24 protein-coding genes and 1 pseudogene are annotated in these 22975 nt (G+C 66.7%); 13 read left to right on the plus strand and 12 right to left on the minus strand.

Annotation, left to right across the window (positions count from 1 at the left end; genetic code table 11):
- Window positions 1–545 precede the first annotated feature (545 nt).
- Window positions 546–842 carry a hypothetical protein gene (locus GH2_RS20050; RefSeq protein ID WP_066172145.1) on the plus strand — a complete coding sequence of 99 codons (297 nt, stop codon included), beginning with the start codon at window positions 546–548 and terminating at the stop codon, window positions 840–842.
- Between the two features lie 290 nt (window positions 843–1132).
- Window positions 1133–2026 carry an inositol monophosphatase family protein gene (locus GH2_RS20055; RefSeq protein ID WP_084247662.1) on the plus strand — a complete coding sequence of 298 codons (894 nt, stop codon included), beginning with the start codon at window positions 1133–1135 and terminating at the stop codon, window positions 2024–2026.
- Between the two features lie 34 nt (window positions 2027–2060).
- Here the strand turns inward: GH2_RS20055 and GH2_RS22150 are convergent, their stop codons facing one another.
- Window positions 2061–2339: an aspartate/glutamate racemase family protein gene (locus GH2_RS22150; protein WP_084247663.1), complete on the minus strand. Its 279-nt coding sequence runs from the start codon at window positions 2337–2339 to the stop codon at window positions 2061–2063.
- 85 nt (window positions 2340–2424) lie between these two features.
- Between GH2_RS22150 and GH2_RS20065 the strand changes: the two genes are divergently transcribed.
- The 6 genes from GH2_RS20065 (at window position 2425) to GH2_RS20090 (ending at window position 6788) form a co-directional block, all read left to right on the plus strand.
- Window positions 2425–2742 carry a hypothetical protein gene (locus GH2_RS20065; RefSeq protein WP_084247664.1) on the plus strand — a complete coding sequence of 106 codons (318 nt, stop codon included), beginning with the start codon at window positions 2425–2427 and terminating at the stop codon, window positions 2740–2742.
- A gap of 135 nt (window positions 2743–2877) precedes the next feature.
- Window positions 2878–4344, plus strand: coding sequence for an HNH endonuclease signature motif containing protein (locus GH2_RS20070; RefSeq protein ID WP_066172255.1), 1467 nt, complete (start codon window positions 2878–2880; stop codon window positions 4342–4344).
- Window positions 4345–4490: 146 nt separating this feature from the next.
- A complete protein-coding gene (locus tag GH2_RS20075; RefSeq protein WP_066172149.1) occupies window positions 4491–4964 on the plus strand; it encodes a DinB family protein in 474 nt (157 codons plus the stop codon).
- Between the two features lie 191 nt (window positions 4965–5155).
- Window positions 5156–5668 (plus strand): DUF3159 domain-containing protein, encoded by a 513-nt coding sequence (locus tag GH2_RS20080; protein WP_244885448.1) that lies wholly within the window; start codon window positions 5156–5158, stop codon window positions 5666–5668.
- Window positions 5635–6282 carry a TetR/AcrR family transcriptional regulator gene (locus GH2_RS20085; RefSeq protein WP_157086171.1) on the plus strand — a complete coding sequence of 216 codons (648 nt, stop codon included), beginning with the start codon at window positions 5635–5637 and terminating at the stop codon, window positions 6280–6282. The genes GH2_RS20080 and GH2_RS20085 overlap by 34 nt, the downstream gene beginning before the upstream one ends.
- Window positions 6279–6788, plus strand: coding sequence for a GNAT family N-acetyltransferase (locus tag GH2_RS20090; protein ID WP_066172152.1), 510 nt, complete (start codon window positions 6279–6281; stop codon window positions 6786–6788). The genes GH2_RS20085 and GH2_RS20090 overlap by 4 nt, the downstream gene beginning before the upstream one ends.
- A gap of 16 nt (window positions 6789–6804) precedes the next feature.
- On the opposite strand, the gene GH2_RS20095 is transcribed toward GH2_RS20090, so the two are convergent.
- Genes GH2_RS20095 through GH2_RS20110 form a run of 4 tightly spaced genes read right to left on the minus strand, consistent with a single transcriptional unit; the run spans window position 6805 to window position 10386 of the window.
- The gene (locus GH2_RS20095; protein ID WP_066172153.1) at window positions 6805–7809 is read right to left on the minus strand and encodes a glycine betaine ABC transporter substrate-binding protein; all 1005 of its coding nucleotides are present in this window, start codon (window positions 7807–7809) and stop codon (window positions 6805–6807) included.
- Entirely contained in the window at window positions 7806–8591 is a 786-nt protein-coding gene (locus GH2_RS20100) for an ABC transporter permease (protein WP_066172154.1), read from the minus strand. The genes GH2_RS20095 and GH2_RS20100 overlap by 4 nt, the downstream gene beginning before the upstream one ends.
- Window positions 8591–9787, minus strand: a complete 1197-nt coding sequence (locus tag GH2_RS20105) for an ABC transporter ATP-binding protein (protein WP_066172155.1) — start codon at window positions 9785–9787, stop codon at window positions 8591–8593. Before GH2_RS20105 ends, GH2_RS20100 begins: the two co-directional genes overlap by 1 nt.
- Window positions 9784–10386, minus strand: a complete 603-nt coding sequence (locus tag GH2_RS20110; RefSeq protein ID WP_066172156.1) for an ABC transporter permease — start codon at window positions 10384–10386, stop codon at window positions 9784–9786. Before GH2_RS20110 ends, GH2_RS20105 begins: the two co-directional genes overlap by 4 nt.
- Window positions 10387–10858: 472 nt before the next feature.
- Here GH2_RS20110 and GH2_RS20120 point away from each other — a divergent pair.
- The 3 genes and pseudogenes from GH2_RS20120 (at window position 10859) to GH2_RS20130 (ending at window position 14086) form a co-directional block, all read left to right on the plus strand.
- Window positions 10859–11972: pseudogene (locus tag GH2_RS20120) on the plus strand (NDMA-dependent alcohol dehydrogenase).
- A gap of 223 nt (window positions 11973–12195) precedes the next feature.
- Complete coding sequence (locus GH2_RS20125) at window positions 12196–13023, plus strand: alpha/beta hydrolase (RefSeq protein WP_066172158.1); 828 nt, start codon at window positions 12196–12198, stop codon at window positions 13021–13023.
- A gap of 124 nt (window positions 13024–13147) precedes the next feature.
- Entirely contained in the window at window positions 13148–14086 is a 939-nt protein-coding gene (locus GH2_RS20130) for an oxidoreductase (RefSeq protein ID WP_066172159.1), read from the plus strand.
- Between the two features lie 27 nt (window positions 14087–14113).
- Here GH2_RS20130 and GH2_RS20135 read toward each other — a convergent pair whose 3' ends face one another.
- The 6 genes from GH2_RS20135 to GH2_RS20160 form a co-directional block, all read right to left on the minus strand.
- Complete coding sequence (locus GH2_RS20135; RefSeq protein ID WP_066172160.1) at window positions 14114–14677, minus strand: peroxidase-related enzyme; 564 nt, start codon at window positions 14675–14677, stop codon at window positions 14114–14116.
- A gap of 187 nt (window positions 14678–14864) precedes the next feature.
- The gene (locus tag GH2_RS20140; RefSeq protein ID WP_157086173.1) at window positions 14865–15572 is read right to left on the minus strand and encodes a hypothetical protein; all 708 of its coding nucleotides are present in this window, start codon (window positions 15570–15572) and stop codon (window positions 14865–14867) included.
- A 104-nt stretch (window positions 15573–15676) separates the two neighbouring features.
- Window positions 15677–17047, minus strand: coding sequence for a YhgE/Pip domain-containing protein (locus tag GH2_RS20145; protein WP_066172162.1), 1371 nt, complete (start codon window positions 17045–17047; stop codon window positions 15677–15679).
- Window positions 17048–17122: 75 nt separating this feature from the next.
- On the minus strand, window positions 17123–18817 hold the full coding sequence (locus GH2_RS20150) for a flavin monoamine oxidase family protein (protein WP_066172163.1): 1695 nt from the start codon (window positions 18815–18817) through the stop codon (window positions 17123–17125).
- The gene (locus GH2_RS20155; RefSeq protein WP_066172164.1) at window positions 18814–19683 is read right to left on the minus strand and encodes a nitrilase-related carbon-nitrogen hydrolase; all 870 of its coding nucleotides are present in this window, start codon (window positions 19681–19683) and stop codon (window positions 18814–18816) included. The genes GH2_RS20150 and GH2_RS20155 overlap by 4 nt, the downstream gene beginning before the upstream one ends.
- Window positions 19684–19708: 25 nt before the next feature.
- Window positions 19709–20212 carry a hypothetical protein gene (locus GH2_RS20160; RefSeq protein WP_066172165.1) on the minus strand — a complete coding sequence of 168 codons (504 nt, stop codon included), beginning with the start codon at window positions 20210–20212 and terminating at the stop codon, window positions 19709–19711.
- Between the two features lie 173 nt (window positions 20213–20385).
- Between GH2_RS20160 and speB the strand changes: the two genes are divergently transcribed.
- The gene (gene speB, locus GH2_RS20165) at window positions 20386–21345 is read left to right on the plus strand and encodes an agmatinase (RefSeq protein ID WP_066172258.1); all 960 of its coding nucleotides are present in this window, start codon (window positions 20386–20388) and stop codon (window positions 21343–21345) included.
- Between the two features lie 26 nt (window positions 21346–21371).
- Here speB and GH2_RS20170 read toward each other — a convergent pair whose 3' ends face one another.
- Window positions 21372–22139, minus strand: coding sequence for an SDR family NAD(P)-dependent oxidoreductase (locus tag GH2_RS20170; RefSeq protein ID WP_066172166.1), 768 nt, complete (start codon window positions 22137–22139; stop codon window positions 21372–21374).
- A 175-nt stretch (window positions 22140–22314) separates the two neighbouring features.
- Between GH2_RS20170 and bluB the strand changes: the two genes are divergently transcribed.
- Window positions 22315–22959, plus strand: coding sequence for a 5,6-dimethylbenzimidazole synthase (gene bluB / locus GH2_RS20175; protein WP_066172168.1), 645 nt, complete (start codon window positions 22315–22317; stop codon window positions 22957–22959).
- Window positions 22960–22975: the final 16 nt, after the last annotated feature.

Genomic DNA, 22975 nt, shown 5'->3' on the forward strand with positions numbered 1-22975 from the left:
CCTCAGCTGGTTTGGACTCGAGACAAAGTGATACGAGTGGTTACCAGTAAAGTAGTACGAGTAGAAGCAGATGAAAGATCTCTCTCTCTCGCTTCTTCTTGTGAATCGTCATCCGATTTGGCGAGTTGTCATCTGTGGGTGCGCGGATTGTCGCCGTGAGGCCGACGAATGGAAAGTCGAGCCTCCGTAGTGGCAGCGATTGATGATTGGTCGATCATGATCGTGTATCTACGGCCGGAGGAATTGGCGTTTGGTTCGATCCTGCTTCCTGGGTCGTCGACGGCAAGGCTTCCCCTGAGTCGTCGATGACAAGGACTCTATCCATTGTTATATCGTCACTGTGACGATATAATCGGAAGTTGCCGTGGGACTACGAGATGCCAATTGCATTCCAAGTGGTCTCGAACTGGGGTGAATTCTATGGGCCCGACAGGTCGGCTCGGTCCTGTTGGTCGCGATCAATCCCGTGCGCACAAGAACCAACCGTCCCTGTTCTAACCCGATGGACCACCACACCACCATTCAACGGAAAGGACGAGCCCGCCATGCTCCCCGCCACGACCTACACTGAAGACTCGACGAGCGAAGGGAACAGCATGACCGAAAAGCGATTCCTCACCGCACAGGAGCGGCGCGACCGTATCGCCGCGCTGCCGGCCGAGCGGCACATCGCCAGCGCCTCCGCCGCCGCAACCATGGCCGGCATGCCGCTGACCGATGATGACGTCGACGCCCTGCACCGACTGGCCAACGGCACCACCACCTTCGCTGACGAACGCGACCGAATCCTGTCGGAAATCCGTCAGAGCCACGCACCGATCAAGGAACGTCGCGCCGAGTGAGCGCCGACCACCCTGACGACACCACTGCCGAGGTTCCGACCAACAAGCACTCGTCGCTGTCGAACGACTCCTCGCCGCCAACCGCATCCGCGAACTCTACAGTGACGCTACCTCGGCCGCGACGACTACGACCCCGGCCTAAACTCCGACGTCCTCACCGCCCCTCGGTTCACTCAATGTGCTGTCCTAATCGCGGGCTGACCGACTTGGGCTGGACTCCGTGTTCTGCTCGCAATTGACCATCGCTGCAGCCCTCACTGCAACTTCATCGTTGGATATCGTGGGGGTGGATGGTGATCGTCGTCCAGAGTCCGCCGTCGACGACAATGACAGCTGCTGAAAGAGGGCCGGTGCCGTTGGAAAGGAGTGCTGTGGAGTGCACGGCGATGGATGCGGTCCGACTGACGGTCGCCCGGAGGGTCGTCCGCGAGGCTGGTGACGTCGCTATGTCTCATTTTCGGAAGATATCCGAGCTGGACGTCCGTTCCAAGGGACCCCAGGACGTTGTCACCGAGGCGGACGAGGCGATCGAGGTGCTCATCCGGCAAGGGGTACTGGCCGATTTCCCCGGGGACGATTTCTTGGGTGAGGAGTCCGGTCTGTCAACGACAGCTGTCGATGCAGCGCAGGCGAACGGAACGCATGGGCTCTGGGTGGTCGACCCGATTGATGGGACGCAGCCCTTCGTCCTCGGCATGGCCACGTGGTGTGTCTCGGTGGCCTTCGTCCGCGACGGTGAGGTCGTTTTCGGCCTGGTCTACGCTCCGGCCCTCGACGAATGGTTTGAGGGCGGGAAGGTTCTGCCCGCGACGCTGAATGGACGGAGTATCAGCCCGACGGTGGGTGCCTCGTTGGACGACGGGATGGTCGGGATTGCCGATTCCCCACGCGTCGGAGCCGATGAGCTCGTGCCGGTGCTCGACCGCCTGTTGCGGTCCGGTGGACGCTTTTACCACGCCGGTTCCGGGGCATTGGCGCTGGCGTATGTGGCCTGCGGCAGGCTGCTCGGATACGTCGAGCACCACATCAACGCCTGGGACTGCCTCGGCGCCGTGGGCGTGATCGAGTCCGCCGGCGGAGTCGTCAGCGACTTCCTGACCCCGGCCTCCTTGCTCGAGGGCAACTGGATCGTCGCCGGCGCTCCGGAGGTCTTCTCCGACTTGCGGGATGTACTGGGCCGATGACAGCGGTGCACTGACAGGGCTGCGCGGTCCTGTCCTACTGGTCGACGATGGCTGCAACGAGGGCGCGGGAATGGACCTCGACCGGGTCGAGGCAAGGCACGGGACTGCTCACGTCGTCCAGAACCAGCGGGAGCTCGGTGCAGCCGAGCACGACCCGCTGGACGCCTCGTTCGGCGCGAAGTCGCTCAATGATTGCCACGAAGCCCGCCTGTGTGGAGTCGGTGACGATGCCGTGTTCGAGTGCCGAGCTTTTTGATGGGGCCTCCGAAAGTAGTCCTGAGCGCTGAGTTCTCCGTGAAAGTCTACGGCCGATGCATCGATGGTCATCGTCGTTGTTCGGAAGAGCCTCTTACGCAGTTCTCGGCTGGGTATGCGCTGAGCGGGTTACGCTGGGCCGCATGGCAGTCGATGAGCGTCTCGCCGAGCGGGTGCGCAGCCTGCTCTCTGCTTTCGCGCCATCTGAAAAGGCGATGTTCGGCGGCCTCGCCTTCATCGTGCACGGACATATGACGGTTGCGGTGGGCAATCGTGGCTTGCTGGTGCGAGTCGATCCTGGTGCCGCGTGGTTGAACTCGGATCCGCGGGTGAAGGACGCCATGCCCGGCCGGCGGATGCGCAACTGGCGCTCGTTCGACGTCGATGCAGACACGGAAGACCTTCCTGCCCTCGTCGAACATGCGCTGGATCAGGTTCGCGCATTGCCTCGCAAGGAATGACGCGCAACAAGTGGAGTGAGCGGGTCGCGGGCGATCGCAGCGTTCGGCATCCGAAATTGTCGGAGGGTCGCGATAGTCTCCTTCCAAAGGCTCGAACAAGCGTTCTTACCCATCATGGTGAAGGAGGTGATCAGCATGAATACTCCGATGCAATTGCCCGACGATCCGGTGGCGTTGGCCTCCTTGATGGATGCGGTGGCGGCCAAGTTCGCTGCCGCCCGGTTTGCGGCGGTGACCGAGGACGAGTTGGTCACCACTGCCGAGGTGATGGAGTCCGCGCGTCGTCGCCTCGACGGTGCCGATGCGGCGATGCTGGTCGAGATCTCCGACCGCAACGCGGCCCGCAAGGTCGGCCTGTTCTCGGTGCATCAGTTCCTGGCCCAGCACCTGCGGGTCGGTGACGGCGAAGCCAAGCGGCGTCGGATCGTCGCCGACGCCATCGGCCAGTTCTCCTCCTTCTCCGGCGGAACCCTGGACCCGCGGTTGCCGGCGACGGCCACTGCCGTCGTCGACGGTGCCATCGGCGGTGGCCACGTCCGCGAGATTGCGGCGATCATGGACCGCATTCCATCCGCTGTCGACCCCGACACCCGGGCGCGCGCCGAAGCCCAATTGGCGGCGATCGCCCGCGACCTGTCCCCCGCCGGGGTCGCGCAGGCCGGGCACCGTCTGCTGGCCCATCTGGACCCCGATGGGCAGGTCACCGACGACCGGGACCGCGCCCGCCTTCGCGGCCTGATCCTGATGCCGCAGGACCGGCGGTTGATGAGCAAGGTCCGCGCCCAGCTCAGCCCCGAACTGCGCGCCAACCTCGAAGTCCTGCTCGGCCAGTGGGCCGCCCTCGGAATGAACAACCCTGAGGACCTCGACTCCCCTCGCGGCGCCGCCGATGCCGCCGATCCGGTCGCCCTGGCTGCGGCCGCCGCCCGCGATACCCGCACCGCGGGTCAGCGCAATCATGATGCGCTGCTGGCGATTCTGCAGACCGCGCACGCCGCGTCCGGGGTGGCGGCCGACCGCCTCTCCACCGAACTGGTGGTGACCGTCACCGACCAGGAGTTGGCTGTGCGAGCCGGGGTCGCGGTCACCGCGACTGGTACCCGACTGCCGGTCACCGAATTGGTGCACGTCGCCGGTGCAGTGCACCCGCATCTGGCGGTGTTCTCCGCGGCCACCGGCCAGGCCCTGTGGTTGGGACGGGGCCGCCGCCTGGCGTCCAAGGACCAACGGTTGATGCTGTTCGCCCGCGACCGCGGATGCACTGCCCCCGAATGCTCGGCCCCGTTCGCCCGGACCGAGGCCCATCACCTCACCGAATGGCGCGACGGTGGTGCCACCGACATCGGCAACCTCGGCGCCGCATGCGGGCGGCACAACCGCTCGGTCGGCCACCAGGTCGGCCAGTGGGAGACCACGATCCTGCTCGATGGTCCCTACGCTGGACGCGTCGCCTGGCGGCCGGTACCTGCCGACACCCGACGGGACTGGCGGGTCAACCAGATCCACCACGCTGAGTTGCTCCCCGACCTCGGGCCTCACGCTCCGCCCGCCCCGCACGACTCTCGCGTCGAGGCCCACCTCGCTCGCCTCCTGACCGCCTGACCGGCGAAACCGCCGGCCAGGGGTACAGGCATGCGCTCATGCGGCCGCGGTCCGCACGGCGACCGGCTACGGTCGTACGCGACCGGGCGCGCGCGGGATCGCCTCACGGCTAGTTGTCGACGCGGAGATCTCGGAGAGGAGTACGCATGACACCGACATATCGCGGATCCGAACGCGCGATCTTGGACGACACCATCGACCGGAATCGGGAGGCGCTGATCGCCTCGGTGGCACGACTGTCCGACGCGGAGAGTCGACAGAGGCTTGTTGCGTCCGCGACCACGCCGATCGGATTGATCAAGCACGCGGCCGCGGTGGAGCGCTTCTGGTTCCAGTGGTTCCTCGATCGCCGTACTGAGTGCGACGGCCCCGCGAACCCCGGAGAAGAGAGCTACCTGGTCGACGACTTTGAGAGTCTCGATGACGTGATCGCCGAGTTCCGTCGCGCCAGCGCCGAGTCGCGACGCATCGCGGCTAGGTTCGACGCCGATGACGTCGTGATGAACTCACGCGACGAGCCGGTGAGCGTGCGATACGTACTGCAGCACATGATCGAAGAGTTCGCCAGGCATGCGGGTCATGCCGACATCCTGGTCGAGCAGATCGTACAGTCCCGCTAGCAACCCTTGCGCGTAGTGAAACACCGTTATATAACGGTGGTATGGCGCAGCGCGGAACTCTCCCACGCACGCAAGCGGACGCACCGTCCGACTCGCGAGAGCGCCGTGCCCGGTCGTCGAGACAATCCGTCTGGGATCAGATCGGCGGACTGCCCGGACTCGTCCAGTCCGCGATTCCATCTCTGGTGTTCGTGACGACACACGAGGTCTTCGGCATCCGGGCAGCGGTCATCGCGGCAGTATCCGCATCGATGGTGATCGTCGTTGTTCGAGCGGCGCGAGGTCAATCGCTGCGCCCGGCGATCGGTGGTGTGATCGGCGGCGCGGTGTCGTCGACGCTGGCTCTGTGGACCGGTGACGCGCGTAACTACTTCCTCCCCGACATCTGGGGTTACATCCTGTGCGCTGCGGTTCTGCTCGTGTCCGTCGGAATGCGATGGCCGCTCGCCGGCGTGCTGTGGAGCGCGGTGAATCGGCGGTCGATGGCGTGGCGCGACAATCGGCTTGCGCTGCGTGCCTACACCATCGCGACATTGGTGGCAGCGGCGTCGTTCGGCGTCCGCTCGACGGCCCAGATCTGGTTGTACGAGCACGACCAGGTCGGCGCGATGGCACTCGCGCGGCTGGTGGTGAACTACCCGCTCTGGGCTGTGACGGTGATCGTGTGGGCATGGTCGATCCGCGTCGACAGGCGGACGCGATGAGTCCCCGTGCGCTCGACCTGACGGTCCGGAACTCCCTGTCCGAGGCCGCGATCGCGATCCTCGGCACCGAAGGGCGCGAGGCGCTCAGCGCCCGGCGGCTCGCTCGGGAGGCGGGAACGTCGACCACTGCGGTCTACACCTACTTCGGCGGTATGGACGAGGTGCATCGCGACGTCCGACGGCGCGAGCTGGACACACTCCTGGAGATTCTGCGGACGAGTCATCAGGCCGATGATCCGGTCGCTGACCTCGCACGCCTGACGACCCGCTACGTCCGCTACGGCGCCGATAATCGAGCGCGCTATCGCGTGATGTTCGTCGACCAACCGCCCGACGACGACGGCGATCCGGCCGAGGACGTCTTCGACGTCTTCCGGCAATCGATCGAGGCGTGCGTGACAGACGGACGATTCGAACCGGACGGCGGCTACTCCCCCGCGCTGTGGGCCGGCGAAGTGTGGACCGCCTGTCACGGCGTGGTGATGCTTGCGTCGAGTGGGCTGCTCGCTCGGCCGCAGATCGACGCCATGCATACCGACCTGCTGTACCGTTTGTGCATGGGGTTCGGTGATGATGGTGTCCATGCTCGATCGTCGATCGACAGCCTCCGATGACTACGCCGTGGACTGTCCGCCCCGAGACGCCGGCCGACGTCACGGGTATTCGGGCGGTGACCGTCGCGGCGTTTCCCTCCCAGGACGAGGCAGACCTCGTCGAGGCGCTGCGGGCTGATGCGAACGCGTGGATCGACGGCTTGTCGTATGTCGCCGAAGTGGACGGCGTGGTCGTCGGCCACGCACTACTGACCCGCTGCCACGTGGACGGTGCGGACGCGCTGGCGCTCGCTCCGTGCTCGGTGCTCCCGGAGTACCAGCGGACCGGCGTCGGGACGGCGACCATCACGGCGCTGCTCGGCGCCGCCCGCGAGCGTGGTGAGGGCGCGGTGATCATACTCGGCCACGCCGACTACTACCCGCGGTTCGGCTTCGTGCCAGCGTCACGATTCGGCGTGACCGCCGGTTTCGACGTCCCCGACGAGGCGTTCATGGCAATGCCGTCGACTCCGGGCGCTCCGGTGCCCGCCGGGACCGTCGCCTACCCGCCTGCGTTCGGCGTCTGAGCCTCGCGCACCGACCTCAGTAGGTGACGAAGCCCTTCTTCTTCAGCCAGTCGCGGGCCACATCGGCGGGCTCCTCGCCGCCCACGTCCACCTGACGATTGAGTTCGGTGATCTCGTCCGAGGTCAGATCGTCCATCACCGGCTTCATCAGCCGGGCGATCGACGGGTACTTCTCGGCGACCTCCTTGCGCATGTTCACCGCGGCGTTGTAGTGCGGGAAGAACTGTTTGTCGTCCTCGAGCACGGTCAGGTTCAGCGCCTTGATGCGACCGTCGGTCGTGAACACCTCACCGAACGCGCAGTTCCCGTTCGCGGTGGCCTGGTAGATGATGCCGGTCTGCAGGATCTGCGTGTGCGCGGCAGCCGGGTCGAAGCCGTACTTCGCCGCCATGCCAGGGAAGCCGTCCTGACGACTGCGGAACTCGGTCTCCAGGCAGGTGGACGCCGCCGCGGGGTCGCTCTTGACCAGTGCCGCATACTGCGACAGCGTCTTGACGCCGGTCTTCTCCATATTCGCCTGGTTCACCGCGAGTGCGTACGTGTTGTCCATCGGTGCGGGATCGATCCAGACGACGCCGTTCTTGGCGAGGTCCTCGTCGCGCACCGCGTCGAACTGCTGCGTCGCATCGGAGATGGGCTTCTCATGTCCGAGATAGTTGATCCAGCCGGTACCGGTGTACTCGATCGTGGTGTCGACCTGACCGGCCAGCATCGCGTCACGTGCGCTGTTGGAGCCCTGGATATTCGTCAGGTCGCGGACGTCGGCGCCGCCCGCCGACAGGACGAACGCCAGGATGTACCCGAGGATGACCTGCTCGGTGAAGTCTTTGGAGCCTACCGTGATCGTCTGACCGTCGAGGTCGGGCTGGACGGTGACCGAGCCCGGGTTCACCCGGAGCGGAAGCGCGCCGCCGGACTGCAGACCGCACGCTGCGACGCTGACGAGGAGGCCGCAGACCGCGATCAGGACGGTCACGCGTCGGCGTAGGCGGTGCACCCGACCTGGCGCGGTGCGGATCATTGCAGTCCCTTCGGAGACAGATAGCGTTCGGCGAGCGCTCCGAGCCAGTCCACCGCGAGCGCCAACGCCACCGACAGCAGCGCGCCGACGACGAGCGTAACGTTGTCGCGCAGCTTGTATCCGGTGTCGATGAGGATGCCGAGGCCGCCCGCGTTGACCAGGAAGCACAGGGTGGCGGTGCCGACCGCGAGCACCAGCGACGTGCGCAGGCCCGCGAGGATGAACGGGACGGCGAGCGGCAGTTCCACCTTGCCGAGCACCTTGAGCTCGGACATGCCCTGTCCCTTGGCTGCGTCGGTGATGGCCGGGTCCACCTCCTGCAGACCCAGCATGCTGTTTCGCAGCACGGGCAGCAGTGAGTAGAACGCGATCGGGAGGACGCCGATCCAGAAGCCGGTCGCCGCGGTCCACAGGAAGAACAGGACCAGCAGCCCGATGGCGGGCGCGGCCTGACCGATGTTCGCGATGCCGATGAAGAACGGGGCGAGCCAGCGGAAGCGCGGACGCGTCACGATGATCGCGAGCGGGACTGCCACGACGAGCACGATCGCCGCGATCGCCGCGGTGAGCGCCAGGTGCTCGCCGGTGAGTTGCGTGATGTACGAGCCGTTGATGGTCGCCTGCTGGGTTGCCGTCAGGTCGCGGCTGAAGGCCCAGACCAGGACGCCGACGGCGAGCAGCACCGCGACGGCCGGCTGGATCAGGAGTTGCAGGGCGGTCGTACGACCCGACGAACCGGAATCCGGTGCTCCGGACTCGGCGGGCGTGGTGCGCGTCGCCATCAGGTCGGGCTCTCGGACGGGTCGGGCTCGAAGATCGCTGGATCGTCCTCGTGTTGCTCGCGCAGCGACCGGATGGTTTCGATGAGCGTCTCGATCGTCACCACGCCGTGGTAGCGCCCTCGTGCGGCGGTGACGACCGCCGACGCATTGCGCTCGGCGAGGATCGCCTCCAGTGCGTCCTGCAGGGTCGACGACGTCGACACCAGCTCGCCGACCGGGAGTCCGATGCCACGCAGCGACGAGACACCGGCGAGGTGCTTGCGGTCGGTCCAACGGACCGGCCGGTCGCGGGCGTCGAGGATGATGCCCCAGTCATTGCCGATCCGCGCGGCGAACTCGGCGACCGAGTCGTTCTCGTGCGCGGTCGGGCGCTGCTCGAGGTCGATGTCGCGGACCTTGAGCAGGTTCAGTTGCTGCAGGGATGCACCCTGCCCGATGAAGCCTGCGACGGTCTCGTCGGCGGGATTGGCGAGGATGGCCTCCGGCGAGTCGTACTGCAGGACCGACGAGCGCTGCCCCAGGACGGCGATCTTGTCGCCGAGTTTCACAGCCTCGCTGAAGTCGTGCGTCACGAAGACGATCGTCTTACGGACCTCGGCCTGGATCTGCATCAGCTCGTCCTGCAGCAGGCCGCGGGTGATCGGGTCGACGGCGCCGAACGGCTCGTCCATCAGCAGGACCGGAGGGTCTGCGGCGAGGGCCCTGGCGACGCCGACGCGCTGCTGCTGTCCTCCCGAGAGCTGCCGGGGAAAACGATCGGCGAACTCGGCGGAGTCCAGGCCCACGGTGTCGAGCAGTTCCTCCACACGGTCGGCGATCCGCTTGCGGTCCCACTTCAGCAACTTCGGGACCACCGCGATGTTCTGCGCGACGGTCATGTGCGGAAAGAGACCGCCCTGCTGAATCGCGTATCCGATGCTCTGACGCAGTTTGTTCGGATCGATGGAGAGGGCGTCACGGCCGCCGATGGTGATGGTTCCCGACGTCGGTTCGATGAGTCGGTTGATCATTCTCATCGTCGTCGTCTTGCCGCTGCCCGACGGACCGACGAAGACCACGAATTCGCCTGCGGGAATCGTCAATGAGACGTCCGCAACGGCGGGTTCGGACTGTCCGGGATACGTTTTGGAGACGTGATCGAGCACGATTTCGACGCCTGAGATCCCATTGTCCGGAGTGCTTTTCTCGACGCTCAACGGATGCCTTTCGAAGTAGTCAACCGGCCGATCACCACGTAGATCCCGTCCAAGATCAACGCGAGGATCACGATCAGCACGGTGCCGGTCAAGGCCTGCGGGACAGCTGTCGGACTGCCGACGCGCGACAGGCCGGAGAAGATCAGGTTGCCGAGTCCGGGGCCCTTGGCGTAGGCCGCGATCGCGAGGATTCCCATCGCCATCTGGGTGGCCACCCGCATGCCGGTGAGGATGGAGGGCCAGGCCAGCGGCAGTTCCACCCGAGCCAGGACCAGCACACGGTTCATGCCGATGCCCTTGGCCGCGTCAGTGATCGCCGGATCGACCGCGCCGAGCCCGACGATCGTGTTCCGCACGATCGGCAGGAGCGAGTACAGGGTGAGCGCGATGACCGTCGGCGGGACGCCGAGACCGACGACCGGAATCAGCAGCCCCAAGAGAGCGAATGACGGAATGGTGAGAATGGTGCTGGAGAGCGCCGTGGCGATCGCGGAACCGGCGGGACTGCGATAGACGAGAATCCCGACTGCGACGCCGATGACCGTGGCCAACAGTAGACATTGAATGACCGCGCTCACGTGCAGATAAGAATCCACCACGAGTTGAGACCGGCGGTGCGAGATGAATTCCCATATAGAATTCAGAGCATTTCCCCTTGATTCACCATTCGACCGTATCGCATGTCTGAGAGGACTGTGTGGAGACTTTGTGAATCACCCGGTCAGCCGACGTGTCATCGAGTCGGACGACAGCGAGGCGGGCTGTGAATCGCCGGCGAAGGCGGCCGGACTTCGTGAGGACGCGCAGAGGCGGGCACTCGGTCCGCTCAACATGAGTCGAGCGGGCGCTCGGCACGCGGTCACACCCGTCAGGTCGGTCGGCCCGATCGACGTCACCCCGCCGCCCCTGTCGTGGTCTGAACGGCGGTCGATAGCGGAGACCAAGTCCGTCTGACCGAACGGTGCCGCGGTGCAAGTGTCGGAATCTCGGACAGTTATCGCACCGTGTCCGGAGTGACGATGATCTCGGTGGTCGACCGTGACCGTCATCACTTTGAAAGGACGTCGCACTATGAAGACGAAAGCCGCTATTCTCACCGGGGTCGGGCAACCCTTCGAAATCGTGGAACTGGAGCTCGACGGCCCCAAGGCCGGTGAAGTACTCGTCAAGTTCACGGCGGGCCGGGCTCTGCCATTCGGATCTGCATCTCACCGACGGCGACCTTCCGCCGCGCTTCCCCATGGTCGGCGGACACGAAGGATCCGGGATCATCGAGGAGATCGGACCGGGCGTGACCAAAGTGAAGCCGGGCGACCACGTGGTCTGCAGTTTCATCCCCAACTGCGGCACGTGTCGGTACTGCTCCACCGGTCGGCAATCCCTGTGCGACCTCGGCGCGACGATTCTTGAAGGTTCGCTCCCCGACGGCTCATTCCGGTTCCACAACGGTGACGAGGACCTCGGCGGCATGTGCATGCTCGGGACGTTCTCCGAGCGCGCGACGGTCTCGCAGCACTCCGTCGTGAAGATCGACGACTGGTTGCCTCTGGACAAGGCCGTCCTCGTCGGTTGCGGTGTCCCGACCGGGTGGGGCGCGGCGGTGTACACCGGCAACGTCCGCGCCGGAGACATCGTCGTGATCTACGGCATCGGCGGCATCGGGATGAATTCAGTGCAGGGCGCGGTGCACGCGGGGGCCAAGTACGTCATCGTCGTCGACCCCGTCCAACTCAAACGTGATACCGCCCGTCAGTTCGGGGCCACCCACGCGTTCGCCACCGCAGCGGAAGCGCAGGAGAAGCTCACCGAACTCAGTTGGGGCCAGGGTGCCGATGTCGCGATCGTGACGGTCGGAACCGTCGACGAGGACACCGTCTCCGCGGCGATCGCATCACTCGGCAAGGGTGGATCAGCAGTCATCGTCGGACTCGCGAGCCCGGAGAAGTTCACGGTGCACTGGCCTGGACTGGACCTCACATTGAGTGAGAAATCAATCAAGGGCAGTCTTTTCGGTTCGGCGAACCCTCAATACGACATCGTCCGGCTCCTCCGGCTGTACGACGCCGGACAGTTGAAACTCGATGAACTCGTCACCACGACGTATTCCCTTGAGCAGGTGAACGAGGGCTATCAGGACCTTCGGGACGGCAAGAACATTCGCGGAGTCATCATCCATGACCTCTGATCACAGGCAGGGAACGCCTCGACGACCTGCTCGGCACCGTCGACGCAGGAACTGGGCGATCTGGCCGATCACAGTGGCGGCGGCCGTGACCGCGGCACTTCTGGGATCGGCGACGAGTCACGCGGACACCGCATCCACGGGGCCGCGCCTGTCGACCCCGCTCAGCCGACTTGCTGCCGCGCTCCACTGCTCCGCATCGACAACGGTGACACGAGATCGCAGCGTGCTGCTGATCCCGGGCACTTCGCAAACCGGTGCCGAGGCGTGGAATTGGAACTACGTGCCCGCATTGTCGAAGGCGGGATTCCACGTCTGCACAGTGGACCTGCGCGACCGCGGCCTCGCCGATATTCAAACTTCCACCGAATATGTGGTCAACGCTGTCCGCACGATGGTCGAACGATATCGGAGCGACGTGTCGATCATCGGCTTCTCGCAGGGGCCGCTCGAGGCGCGCTGGGCGGTGACTTACTGGCCGGACGTGCGCGAGAACGTTGATGACCTGATCGCCATCGAGGCGCCGAACCGGGGTGCCGCCCTCTCGAGTGCGACGTGTTCGGTGGGTCAGTGCGTGCCGTCGATGTGGCAGATGCGCCAGGGCTCAACGTTTCTGACGGCTTTGAGTTCGGGCGATCAGACGCCGGGCGACATCAGTTATACGAGCATCTACTCTCAGACTGACGAGTTCGTCTTTCCACAGACACCGCTGTCGGTCTCACGTCTGTCGGGCAATGCCAAGAACATTCGAGTGCAGAGCGTCTGTCCGGGACGCGTCGTCGATCACGTCGGCGCAACCGGCGATGCGGTTGTCTACGCCCTCGCCGAGGATGCCCTCATCCATGCGGGCGCCGCTCAGCCTGCCAGAGTGAATCGCCGCGTGTGCGGTGACAGCACGCTGCCGGGATTGAGCGCACAGAAGGCTGCCGCCAACTACACGGCCACCATGGCAGGGGCAGGTCCCGACTTCGCCGGCTTGACGTATCAGCGAGTCGACTCGGAGCCTGCACTTCGGTGCTACGCCAAATCGGATCGTCCGCGGGCGTGCTCGTGACTCGTGCCTTGCACTCGTGTCCTGCGGCGCCTGAATCGACCCGTCAACGATAATCTTCGTCTGGGCGCGTGGGTCCGTTCGGATCCACGCGCCCGGACGACATCGTGGCGAGGAGGTCAACACCATGGCGCAACGGAGTGTCGGCACGCGCTGGACGATCGACGACGCGCCCGACCAGACCGGGCGCGTCGCGGTCGTGACCGGCGCCAACTCGGGTATCGGCGCAGCGACGGCACGCGCGCTGGCGCGACTCGGCGCGACGGTCGTCATGGCCTGCCGTACAGCAGAGACTGCTCGGGCCGTGCGCGCGGACATCCTCGCCGAATACCCGACCGCCGACATCCGAGTGGTTGCGCTCGACCTCGCGGATGCCGAGTCAATCGAACGATGTGCCGACCACATCAATGCTCGACACCCGACCATCGATCTTGTGGTGGCGAACGCAGGCTTCATCCCCACGGAGATCGTCCGGGACGCCGACGGCGTGGAGCTCGGCTTCGCGTCGACGTTCCTCGGTCATTTCGCGCTGATCGGGCGTCTCTGTGCAGGAGTGCAGCGCGCGCAGGCGGCCCGTGTGGTCACGATCGGGAGCCTCGCGCACCGCTCGAAGCACATCGACCCAACCACGCTCGGCCTGGGACATCATCCGCCGATGCGGGCGTACGCCGAAACCAAGCTCGCGCAACTCGTCTTCGCGCAAGAACTGGATCGGCGGTTCTCGGCAATCGGCTCTGCGGCAATCTCGCTCGCCGCCCATCCCGGTGCCGCGCGGACCGGCGTCATGCGGGATCGAAACCGACTGATTCAACGCGCGTACCACAGTGAACTGTTGTGGCCCGCATTGCGTTTGTTCGTCAACGACGCCGACGACGGTGCCCTCCCGGCGCTGCGGGCCGCCACCGATCCCACCGCCGTCGGCGGCGAGTACTTCGGTCCCTCGGGCCCCTTCCAACTCACTGGTGCGCCCGTGCGGGTCCCCAGTATCGACGTTGTCCGCGACCCGGCATTGGGACGGCGTCTGTGGAGCTTCGCCGAGACGCACACCGGTATCAGCTACCCGTGAGGCAGGAGCGCGACATGCAGTGGCCTCTCACCGCCACTGCGCGGAGTACTCCGGGTTCGGCCGCATGTCGATGGCACTCGCGACCCGGTTGGTCATGTTGAAGAACGCCGCGGTGGAAGCGATGTCGAAGATGTCGCGGTCGGAGAATCCGGCGTCGCGCAAGGCCTGCCGGTCGCCCTCCTCCATCTTCGCAGGCTGCTCGGTGAGCTTCTCGGCGAACTCGAGCATGGCGCGCTGTCGGTCGGACAGATCCGCGGCTCGGAAGTTCATCACCAGCATCTCGCCCAGATCCGGGTCGCCGGACAACTGGCGGACGGCGGCTCCGTGTGCGGTCAGGCAGTAGTAGCACTTGTTGATGGAGGAGACCACGACGGCGATCATCTCCCGCTCCAGCTTCGACAGCCCGGAGTCGCCGAGCATCAGATCATTGTAACTCGTGGTGAAGGCGTTGAGTTTGGCCTCGTCGAAGGTGTACGCCTGCAGCACATTCGGGACCATGCCGAGCTTCTCGCGGCAGACGTCGAAGTACTTGCGCGTCTGAGCGCTCAGCTCCGCGGCCGGCAGGTCGAGGGCGGTGATCTTCTCGGTCATGGAATGCCTTCCGGGTGGTGGTCTGGGCGAGAGCCGACGCTGCAATGGTATGACGTCCAAGTATCACGTGGGCCGGATTCGACGTGTCGACGATCGACACACGGGGACGCCACGATCACCCGGTGCACTGCACCAGTGATCGTGGCGTCCCCACCCCTCGTTCTCCCCCGCGAGTCCCCCCCCGGACTCACCCGGCGTCGGGATACACCACCGCGACTTCTCGCGGAATCGGTCGCCGCGGAGAGCAGCCCTCCACATCGGCGTACAGGACGCGCCCCGACTCCACGGCCTGCCCATATGCGAAGAGCAGGCCGATGGCGGGAGCGAGATCGTCCTGTGTGACGGTGGGCGGCGTCATCTCCATCGCCAACGGCAGCGGGAACATCCCGAGGTCGGTGAGTTCGGAGTCCTCCCAGACCATCGGCTGCCACGGCAGTTCACTGCTGACGCGCGTCGACAGCGCATGCACCACGACGATGTTCGGCTCCTGCGACTCGTGACGGAAACCGTGACCGTCGAACTCGGCCGCCCACCACACCAGACCGTTGATCGGCGCGACCCCGGACGGTTCCGCGGAGCCGAGCGTGGTCTGGGCGATCGGTCGCTCGAAGATCAGGAATCCGTAGTGACCGTCCGCGATCAGCGAGTCGGTCATCGCCGGCGCGGTCAGCATCGAGGTGAGGGTGTTCACGCTGCTCGACGACAGCCACGTCGGATGGGCGCGCTCCACTGCGAGTTGGGCGCCGGTGAGCATCGTGTGGGTCATCACGTTTCCGCCGTCGGCCTCCCCCGCGACGGTCTGCTCCATCCGCTGGTACCCGTGGGTGAGCTCGGATCGCACACGATCGAGATCTGCCGACGACCATGCCTGTGTCTGCTCTGCGTTGAAAGTCATGCGCAGGACGGTAAGCGGGATCACACAACCCGCCAAACACGGTGTCCACAGATCTGCGAATCGCAACGACGCCGCAGGTCAGGGGTTGTGGACAACCCGCGCGGTCACCCTTCGACGGCGGCCGACTCTCCTCGAGAGTCCTTGGCGAGTTCCTGCAATCCCAGGCGCGGCAGCCCGCGCCGCTCGTAGTAGTACGCGGTGCCGAGCCCGACGGCGGCACCGATCAGCAGGCCGATGATCGTCATGATCACCGCGTGCGTGAGACCGGCGGCGCCGCGCGCGTCGAAGAAGACGATGGCGCGGATGCCGACGTACACCTGGTGCAGCGGCTCGAACGACGACAGCCACGCGAAGAACTGCGGCGTCGCCTCCAGCGGGATGGTCGCTCCGGCCGACGGCAGGCCGAGGAAGACGAAGACGAACATGTTGATCAGCAGTCCGATGCCGCCGAACGCCGAGATGATCGAGAGTGCGGTGACGCCGACCGCCGAGATGGCGAGCGCGCTGTAGCCCCACAGGATCCACGGGTGGTCGATGTGCATGTCCAGGGCGGCGCCGACGCCGACGTAGGCGGTCGAGAGCACGAGGGCGGTACCGATCATGACCGCCCACTTGATGGCCAGCACCTCGATGCGGTTGAGTCCCTGCGGCTTGCGGACGACGATGCGGGGACCGATCTCCGATGCGATGAAGCCGAGCGAGCCGTCGATCAGGGTGTTGACGAGCATCGCGCCGGTGAAGCCGCCGAGCAGGACGAGCAGAGCGAAATAGAACGCCGCGAGGCCGAGTCCGGAACCGGACGGCAGCGGCTCGAACTGCGCGTGCACGATCTGGATCGGGGTGGCGAGGGTGACGGCGGCGGCGCCGCTGACCTGCGCGGCGGGATTCTGTTGCGCGGCACTCTGGTTGACGGCCTCGGTGATCTTGGTGCCGACGTTCTTGTTCATCTCGGCGAGCACCTCGCCGCTCAGTGAGGTGACCAGTGAACTGCCCATGGTCGCCGAACGGGGGTTGGTCCACACCGTGATCGTCGGCTGCTCCGTCGACGTCGTCGTCAGGCTGGACTGGGCCAGCGCCATGGTCTTGGCACTGAAGTCCGCGGGCACGCGGATCGCGCCGTACAAGCGGCCGTCGCGCATCCGCTCAACCGTCTCGTCCCACGACAGATACTCGAGGTCCACCTGGTCGGGGTCGACTTTCGCGTCGACGGCGGCGGTGATCTCGTCGGCGAGATTGACGGGTTTGCCGGTGGGGTCGGTGGCCCCGGTGTCCTCGTTGACGACGGCGATCGGGAACGAGTTCAGACTCCGTATCGGATCGAGGATGCTGCTCAGGTACAGGGCGGCCATCGCCGACATGACCACCGTGACGACGATGATCGGTCCGGCCCAGAACCTCCAGGACCGGAGCGGTCGCGTCCGTTCGGTGGCCGGTGTGTCGTCGACGTCGGTGTCGACGTCGTCGAAGTCGCTCATGCAGGCGCTCCCCACGCTCGAGTGATGGTGACGGTTCATGGATAGCGTAATCGCGCCGCATGCGCAGTTCCGGCGTCAACTCACGTCCGGCAGCCGCAGCGGCCGCAGTTCCGGGAACCGGTCCCCCGGACCGGGATTGTCGGGAGCACACGCGCCGCCGAGGTGTGCCATGACGCCCCACACGGCGTTCAGCGCGGTCTGCACGGCGCCTTCGGCCCATCCGGCGGTCCACGAGATGTCGTCGCCCGCGAGGAACAGGCCCCGATGAGCGGGTTCGGCGCCGTCCTGCATGAAGTGGGTGAACAAGCGCTCCTGATACCGGTACTGGCCGGGGAGATTCGCGCGGAAGGCGCCCATGAAGTTCCGCTCGGTCTCCCACGAGACGGTCAGCGGCGGCGCGATGATGTGGCTGCGAATGTCGAGGCCGGGATAGATCTGTGCCAGTGAGCGCAGCATCAGGTCCATGCGCTCCTCGGCGTCGAGGGGCAACAGCCTGAGCGAGTCGTCGGTCCAGGTGTACGACAGGCAGAGCACCGCGGGACCGTCGTCGTCGATCCCGGTGCCTGCGAGAGCGCCGTCCATCAAGTACACGCCGCGCGGCATTCGATCGGTGAGCGTCATGCTCATCGCCTGCCGTCCCGAAGCGGGATCGATGTCACGCCAGAACGCACGGTCGACCAGGACGAACACTTTGCTCGACCCCATGTAATGGGTGCGCTCGATCGCGCTCCAGTGCGCGGCGCTGAACAGCGATTCGTCGCAGCGCATGGTGCTGAGCAGCAGCCACACCGGTGCGGTGTGCACCACCGCGGCGTAGTCCGCGACGCCGCGCGCGGAGTCGGTCACGCGGATCCGGTTCCCACCGACGCGATCCATCGCGGTGACGGCGGGCAGCGGCACGCCGTCGTCGTGCAACCACGCGACGGAGGTCCCGTCGGGCCAGTGCCGGACTCCGGGGATCGGACTCGACCACAGCTGGTGGGGCAGCTGCGCGGATCCGCCGACGATCCCGCGGTGGTCGTCGTCGGCGGCGGTGGCGATCACGCGCAGCACTTCCAGGATCGAATTCGAGAAGTCGGTGTCCCATCCGCCGGTGCCGAAGCCGACCTGCCCGAACAACTCCCGATCGGCGAACGACCGCAGGTGGGGCGAGTCGGTGAGGAATCGGTAGAAACTCGTGTCGTCGTACCGGCGGACCAGTGGGTGCCACAGGTCGGCGATCGCCGCCGGGTCACGGCTGCGGATAGCCGCGCGCAATGCGGTGATCCCGGCGCCGTGCTCCAAAGTGGACTCCCAGGCGTGGGCCACTCGACCGAAGACGGCAGGCAGGTCGGCGAGCGTGCGACCGTGAACCGTGGCGCCTTTGAGATCGATGACGGTGTCGGGCGTGACGTCCGCCAGCGGGTTCGGAAACGGCGTCGTCGCGAGGCCCGTCTCCTCGAGATAGCCGAACAGCGTGGTCGCCGACGGCGGGAACCTCATCGCTCCCATCTCGGCGACGCTGTCGGGGTGGCCGTCGAACGGTGTCGACCGCATCCGCCCACCGATCTGTTCGGCCTCGTAGACCACGGGGCGCAGTCCCATCCGGGCCAGCTCGTAGGCGACGACGGTTCCGGAGAGCCCGGCGCCGATCACCGCGACGGGCGTGCCGTAGGCGGTGGCCGGCACGGCGCCGATCCCGGCCGGGTGCGTGCGGAACGTGTCGTAGGGAAACGGGAAGTCGGGGCCGATCATCGACGGCGAGCCGCCGGGGCGATGCCGATCGTTCATCGCGACTCGGTGTCCCGGCGTCGGTCGAGCGCTGGTCCGTAGAGGTCGGTTCGTCGATCGCGGAGATAGGGGGTGCGTTCTCGTGCCGCGGCCAGCCGTGCCGGATCCAGATCGGTGACCAGCAGTTCCGGGGCGGCGGCCGCGCGGACGAGTTCGACGCCGTCCGGTGCGACGGTGCAACTGAGCCCGCAGTACGCGATCGGTGGGCCGCCCGCGCGTCCGGGCTCCTCCCCCGTCCGGTTCACATAGGTGACGAACAGCCCGCTCTCCATCGCACGCGCGGGCACCAGCATCGTCGCGACGTGGTCGTCGGGACGAGCCAACGCGGTCGGCACCAGGAGCCAGTCGGTTCCGGCGACGGCGTGCGCGCGGACCGCCTCGGGGAACTCGACGTCGTAGCAGATCAGGACCCCGCAGGTCAGTCCGCCGAGTGGGAACTGGACCACCAGGTCGTCACCGGGCGTGAATCGGTGATCGTCAGGCGCCGCGACGGCGTCGTGCGGCGGCCGGTACAGATGGGTCTTCCGATAGTGCGCGAGCACGTGACCGTCGGGGCCGACCACCGCGACTGCGTTGTGCAGCCGCGGTCGGTCGCCCGCGGCGTCGACCCGTTCGACGTACCCGTACGCGATGGCGATGGACGCGGACCGGGCCGCAGCGGCCATCGACGCGGCGATCGGCCCCGGCGCGGCGCCGCCCGGTCGTGGTTCGGTGACGGCCGTCTCGCGGTACCCGGTGCAGGTGAGTTCCGAGCAGACCAGGATCTGTGCGCCCGCCTTAGCGGCGTTCGTCGCGGCCAGCGCCACCTCGTCCGCCGCCGTCACGACGTCCGGTGCGGCCGGTCCCTGGAACATGGCGATCCGCATCGGTCACCTCCGTGGTCGGCGGGCCCTACGCCTCGACGGCGCCGTCGACCACCGCATCGCAATCGGTGCTGCACGACCGCCGCGGGATGAGCGTGGTGATTCCCTCACCGGACAGGCCGGCGTCGATCAGCAGGCTCGCGGCGATGCCGAGCAGCCACGAGTCCTTCGCGATGCCGATTCCCTGCTCGGTGGGACGCAACGCCCCGTCGTGCATGCCCGGGGTCCGGACGTACATGGTCAACAGACCCGCACTGAACGCTGCCAGGCCTGCTCCCGCCGCCGCGGCCGGAACTATCGGTGCGAGCAGCGCGGCGCCGAGCGCGATCTCGGCGCCCGCAAGCGCCTTCCCGAATACGCCCGGGCTGACCATGCCGACCGGTGGAATGGCGCCGGCTGCCATGCCCTGCATTCCCGCGGCGCTCTCGTCGTCGAGCGCGAGTTTCCCGATGCCGGAGTTCAGGATGAAGGCGCCTGCGGCGATCCGGACCGGGGCGCGTCGGAGGTTCGCAGCGCTAGGCATGAGTTTCATTGGTACTTCCTCGATTCCAGTCAACGGTGAGTTCGGGCGGATGAGGCCGCATCCACAACAGTAGACCGCGCACAGCAGGGGCGGGTCTCGATGGAGGCCGCCCTTTCGCCGACGCCGAGACCGTCGCACGGGCAGAATCGAGAATGCAGGTTCTCAGCCAGGAGGTCACCGCGATGTCCGATCCCGAAGAGCCACTCGGGCCCGTCGACGCGACTCGGATCCCGCGGTTCGCCGGTCCGGCGACCTTCGCGCGCCTGCCTCGCATCGATGAGGTCCCCGTCGGCGCCCGCGCCGGTGGGATCGCCGTCCTCGGCATGCCGTTCGACGCAGGCACCTCGTACCGACCCGGAGCTCGATTCGGCCCCGGCCACATCCGGGCGTCGTCGCGGTTGCTGAGGCCGTTCCACCCGGCGCTGGCCGTGGCACCGTTCGAGGCGAAGCAGGTGGTCGACGCCGGTGACCTCGCGCTGAACCCCTTCGACATCGAGGAGGCGCTCGCGAGCATCGAAACCGGTGTCGCCGCATTGCGGTCCGAGGGGCTGCGGGTGGTGTCGCTGGGCGGTGATCACACGGTCGCACTGCCGGTGCTGCGTGCGATCTCCGACGAGGTCGGCCCCGTCGCCGTGGTGCATTTCGATGCGCACCTGGACACCTGGGACACGTATTTCGGCGCACCGTACACGCACGGCACCCCGTTCCGGCGCGCCAGCGAGGAGGGGCTCCTGGACCTGCACCGCTGTGTCCACATCGGCACCCGCGGGCCGCTGTACTCCGCGCACGACCTGCACGACGATGCCGTTCTCGGATTCCAGGTCGTCACCGCCGACGCCTACGAGATACGCGGCGTGGCCGGTGTGGTGGAGACGGTGCGACGTCGGCTGGGCGACGCGCCGGTCTACGTGTCGGTGGACGTCGACGTCCTGGATCCGGCGTTCGCCCCGGGGACCGGAACCCCGGAAGCGGGCGGGCTCACATCGCGCGAACTGCTGGGCACACTGCGGGCCCTGGCAGATCGTGACCTGCTCGGGGCCGACGTCGTCGAGGTCTCGCCCGCCTACGACCACGCCGAGATCACCGGCATCGCCGCCGCCCACATCGTCTACGAACTGCTCGCGGTGATGGCGTCCCGGTAGCGGCTTGTCGTGTCGGGTCGTCGGCGTCAGGTGAAGTTGGCCTGACCGCCGTCGAGCGGGATCGTCGCACCGGTGAGGTAGCGAAACTCCGGTCCGCACAGGGCGGCGACGGCGACGCCGATGTCGTCACGGCATTCGCCGATACGACGCAGCGGAATGGTCTGAAAGAACGCGGCTGCCTCGTCCGGGTTGGCCTCCATCCACCACGCCAGACCCGCCGACTCGGCATGCGGCGCCACGGTCAGCGCCCGGATTCCGTCGACTCCCCACTCGGCGGCCGCCGCCCGGGTCAGCGACACGATCGCACTCTTGACGGCGGCGTAGGCGCCGTAGCCGGCCATGTCCCAGCGCTTGGTGGTTGAGCTGGTGAGATTGATGATCATGGCGTCGCCGGATGCCTTGAGGTGCGGGTGACACGCCTTCATGAAGCGAAACGTGGCCAACGGCCCAGAGGAGAAGCCGGTCTGGAATCGGTCGTCGGTGACCTCCAGCAGCGCGCCGAGCGGCACCTGTTGAGCGTTGTTGACGAGGATGTCGATGCGGCCCCACCGCTGGGCCACCGCCTCGACGATGGCGGCGATCGCGTCGACGTCCTTGACATCGCCGACGAATGTCCCGCAGCGCCCGCCCTCCTCCTCGATCAACGCCTTCGTGGCGTCGAGTTTGCTCGCGGTGCGGCCCACGACGGCGACGGTCGCGCCGCGCGCCGCCAGTGCGCGTGCGATGCCCTGGCCGACTCCTTGGCCTCCACCCGTGACGATTGCGACTCGGTCGGCCAACATCTTCGTGTCCATGCTGTGCAGCGTTCCAGGAGTCGATCGGCCCGACGCCGTTTTCGGGCCGTCTCAAGCGATTCGGCACAGCGTTGATCCTGCGGGCCCCGCGCCGGCTGCCGGGGACGCCGCCCGCGCGCCGGATAGGATGGGGCGGCGATGAGGGGCAGGCGATGAGAACGGGGCGGGGAGAACGGTGAGCGACGTGCAAGGGCATTTCGGAAGCGCCTTCGTCGCCGAGTTCGATGAACTCCTCCGGTGGCGTCGCGATGTCCGGCACTTCAGGACCGATCCGGTCGACGACGCCGTGGTCGCCGACATCCTGCGATCGGCGGAACTGTCGCCGTCGGTCGGAAACAGTCAGCCGTGGCGGTGGGTCGACGTCCGTTCGGCGGCACCGCGCGCCGTGGTGAAGCAGACGTTCGCCCGCTGCAACGCCGACGCCCTGCAGGGATATCGCGGCGAACGTGCTCAGAAGTACCTGTCGCTGAAGCTGGCCGGGCTCGACCAGGCCCCGATCCACCTGGCGGTGTTCTGCGAGGGCGGCACCGCGCAGGGGCACGGCCTCGGCCGCCAGACCATGCCCGAGACCCTCGCCTACTCGGTGGTGACGGCCGTCGGCAGTCTGTGGTTGGCGGCTCGAGCCCGCGGAGTGGGCGTCGGCTGGATCTCGATCATGGAACCGGACGACGTCTGCGCGGCCCTCGACGTCCCCGACGACTGGCTGCTCGTCGCGTATCTCTGTCTCGGCTATCCGGTCGAGGAAACGTCGACGCCCGAATTGGAGCGGGAGGGCTGGCAGGCCCGCACCGATCCCCGCGCCCGCTACCTGGTGCGCTGACCGAGAGACGGGGAAC

The sequence above is a fragment of the Gordonia hydrophobica NBRC 16057 genome (genome assembly GCF_001592365.1).
GTDB lineage: Bacteria > Actinomycetota > Actinomycetes > Mycobacteriales > Mycobacteriaceae > Gordonia > Gordonia hydrophobica.

Excerpts from the sequence above, each read along its gene's own strand:
- GH2_RS20050 (WP_066172145.1), top strand. The coding sequence starts at position 546 with ATGCTCCCCGCCACGACCTACACTGAAGACTCGACGAGCGAAGGGAAC.
- GH2_RS20055 (WP_084247662.1), top strand. The coding sequence starts at position 1,133 with ATGGTGATCGTCGTCCAGAGTCCGCCGTCGACGACAATGACAGCTGCT.
- GH2_RS20065 (WP_084247664.1), top strand. The coding sequence starts at position 2,425 with ATGGCAGTCGATGAGCGTCTCGCCGAGCGGGTGCGCAGCCTGCTCTCT.
- GH2_RS20070 (WP_066172255.1), top strand. The coding sequence starts at position 2,878 with ATGAATACTCCGATGCAATTGCCCGACGATCCGGTGGCGTTGGCCTCC.
- GH2_RS20075 (WP_066172149.1), top strand. The coding sequence starts at position 4,491 with ATGACACCGACATATCGCGGATCCGAACGCGCGATCTTGGACGACACC.
- GH2_RS20085 (WP_157086171.1), top strand. The coding sequence starts at position 5,635 with ATGGTCGATCCGCGTCGACAGGCGGACGCGATGAGTCCCCGTGCGCTC.
- GH2_RS20090 (WP_066172152.1), top strand. The coding sequence starts at position 6,279 with ATGACTACGCCGTGGACTGTCCGCCCCGAGACGCCGGCCGACGTCACG.
- GH2_RS20095 (WP_066172153.1), bottom strand. The coding sequence starts at position 7,809 with ATGATCCGCACCGCGCCAGGTCGGGTGCACCGCCTACGCCGACGCGTG.
- GH2_RS20100 (WP_066172154.1), bottom strand. The coding sequence starts at position 8,591 with ATGGCGACGCGCACCACGCCCGCCGAGTCCGGAGCACCGGATTCCGGT.
- GH2_RS20130 (WP_066172159.1), top strand. The coding sequence starts at position 13,148 with ATGGCGCAACGGAGTGTCGGCACGCGCTGGACGATCGACGACGCGCCC.
- GH2_RS20135 (WP_066172160.1), bottom strand. The coding sequence starts at position 14,677 with ATGACCGAGAAGATCACCGCCCTCGACCTGCCGGCCGCGGAGCTGAGC.
- GH2_RS20140 (WP_157086173.1), bottom strand. The coding sequence starts at position 15,572 with ATGACTTTCAACGCAGAGCAGACACAGGCATGGTCGTCGGCAGATCTC.
- GH2_RS20145 (WP_066172162.1), bottom strand. The coding sequence starts at position 17,047 with ATGAGCGACTTCGACGACGTCGACACCGACGTCGACGACACACCGGCC.
- GH2_RS20150 (WP_066172163.1), bottom strand. The coding sequence starts at position 18,817 with ATGAACGATCGGCATCGCCCCGGCGGCTCGCCGTCGATGATCGGCCCC.
- GH2_RS20155 (WP_066172164.1), bottom strand. The coding sequence starts at position 19,683 with ATGCGGATCGCCATGTTCCAGGGACCGGCCGCACCGGACGTCGTGACG.
- GH2_RS20160 (WP_066172165.1), bottom strand. The coding sequence starts at position 20,212 with ATGAAACTCATGCCTAGCGCTGCGAACCTCCGACGCGCCCCGGTCCGG.
- speB (WP_066172258.1), top strand. The coding sequence starts at position 20,386 with ATGTCCGATCCCGAAGAGCCACTCGGGCCCGTCGACGCGACTCGGATC.
- GH2_RS20170 (WP_066172166.1), bottom strand. The coding sequence starts at position 22,139 with ATGGACACGAAGATGTTGGCCGACCGAGTCGCAATCGTCACGGGTGGA.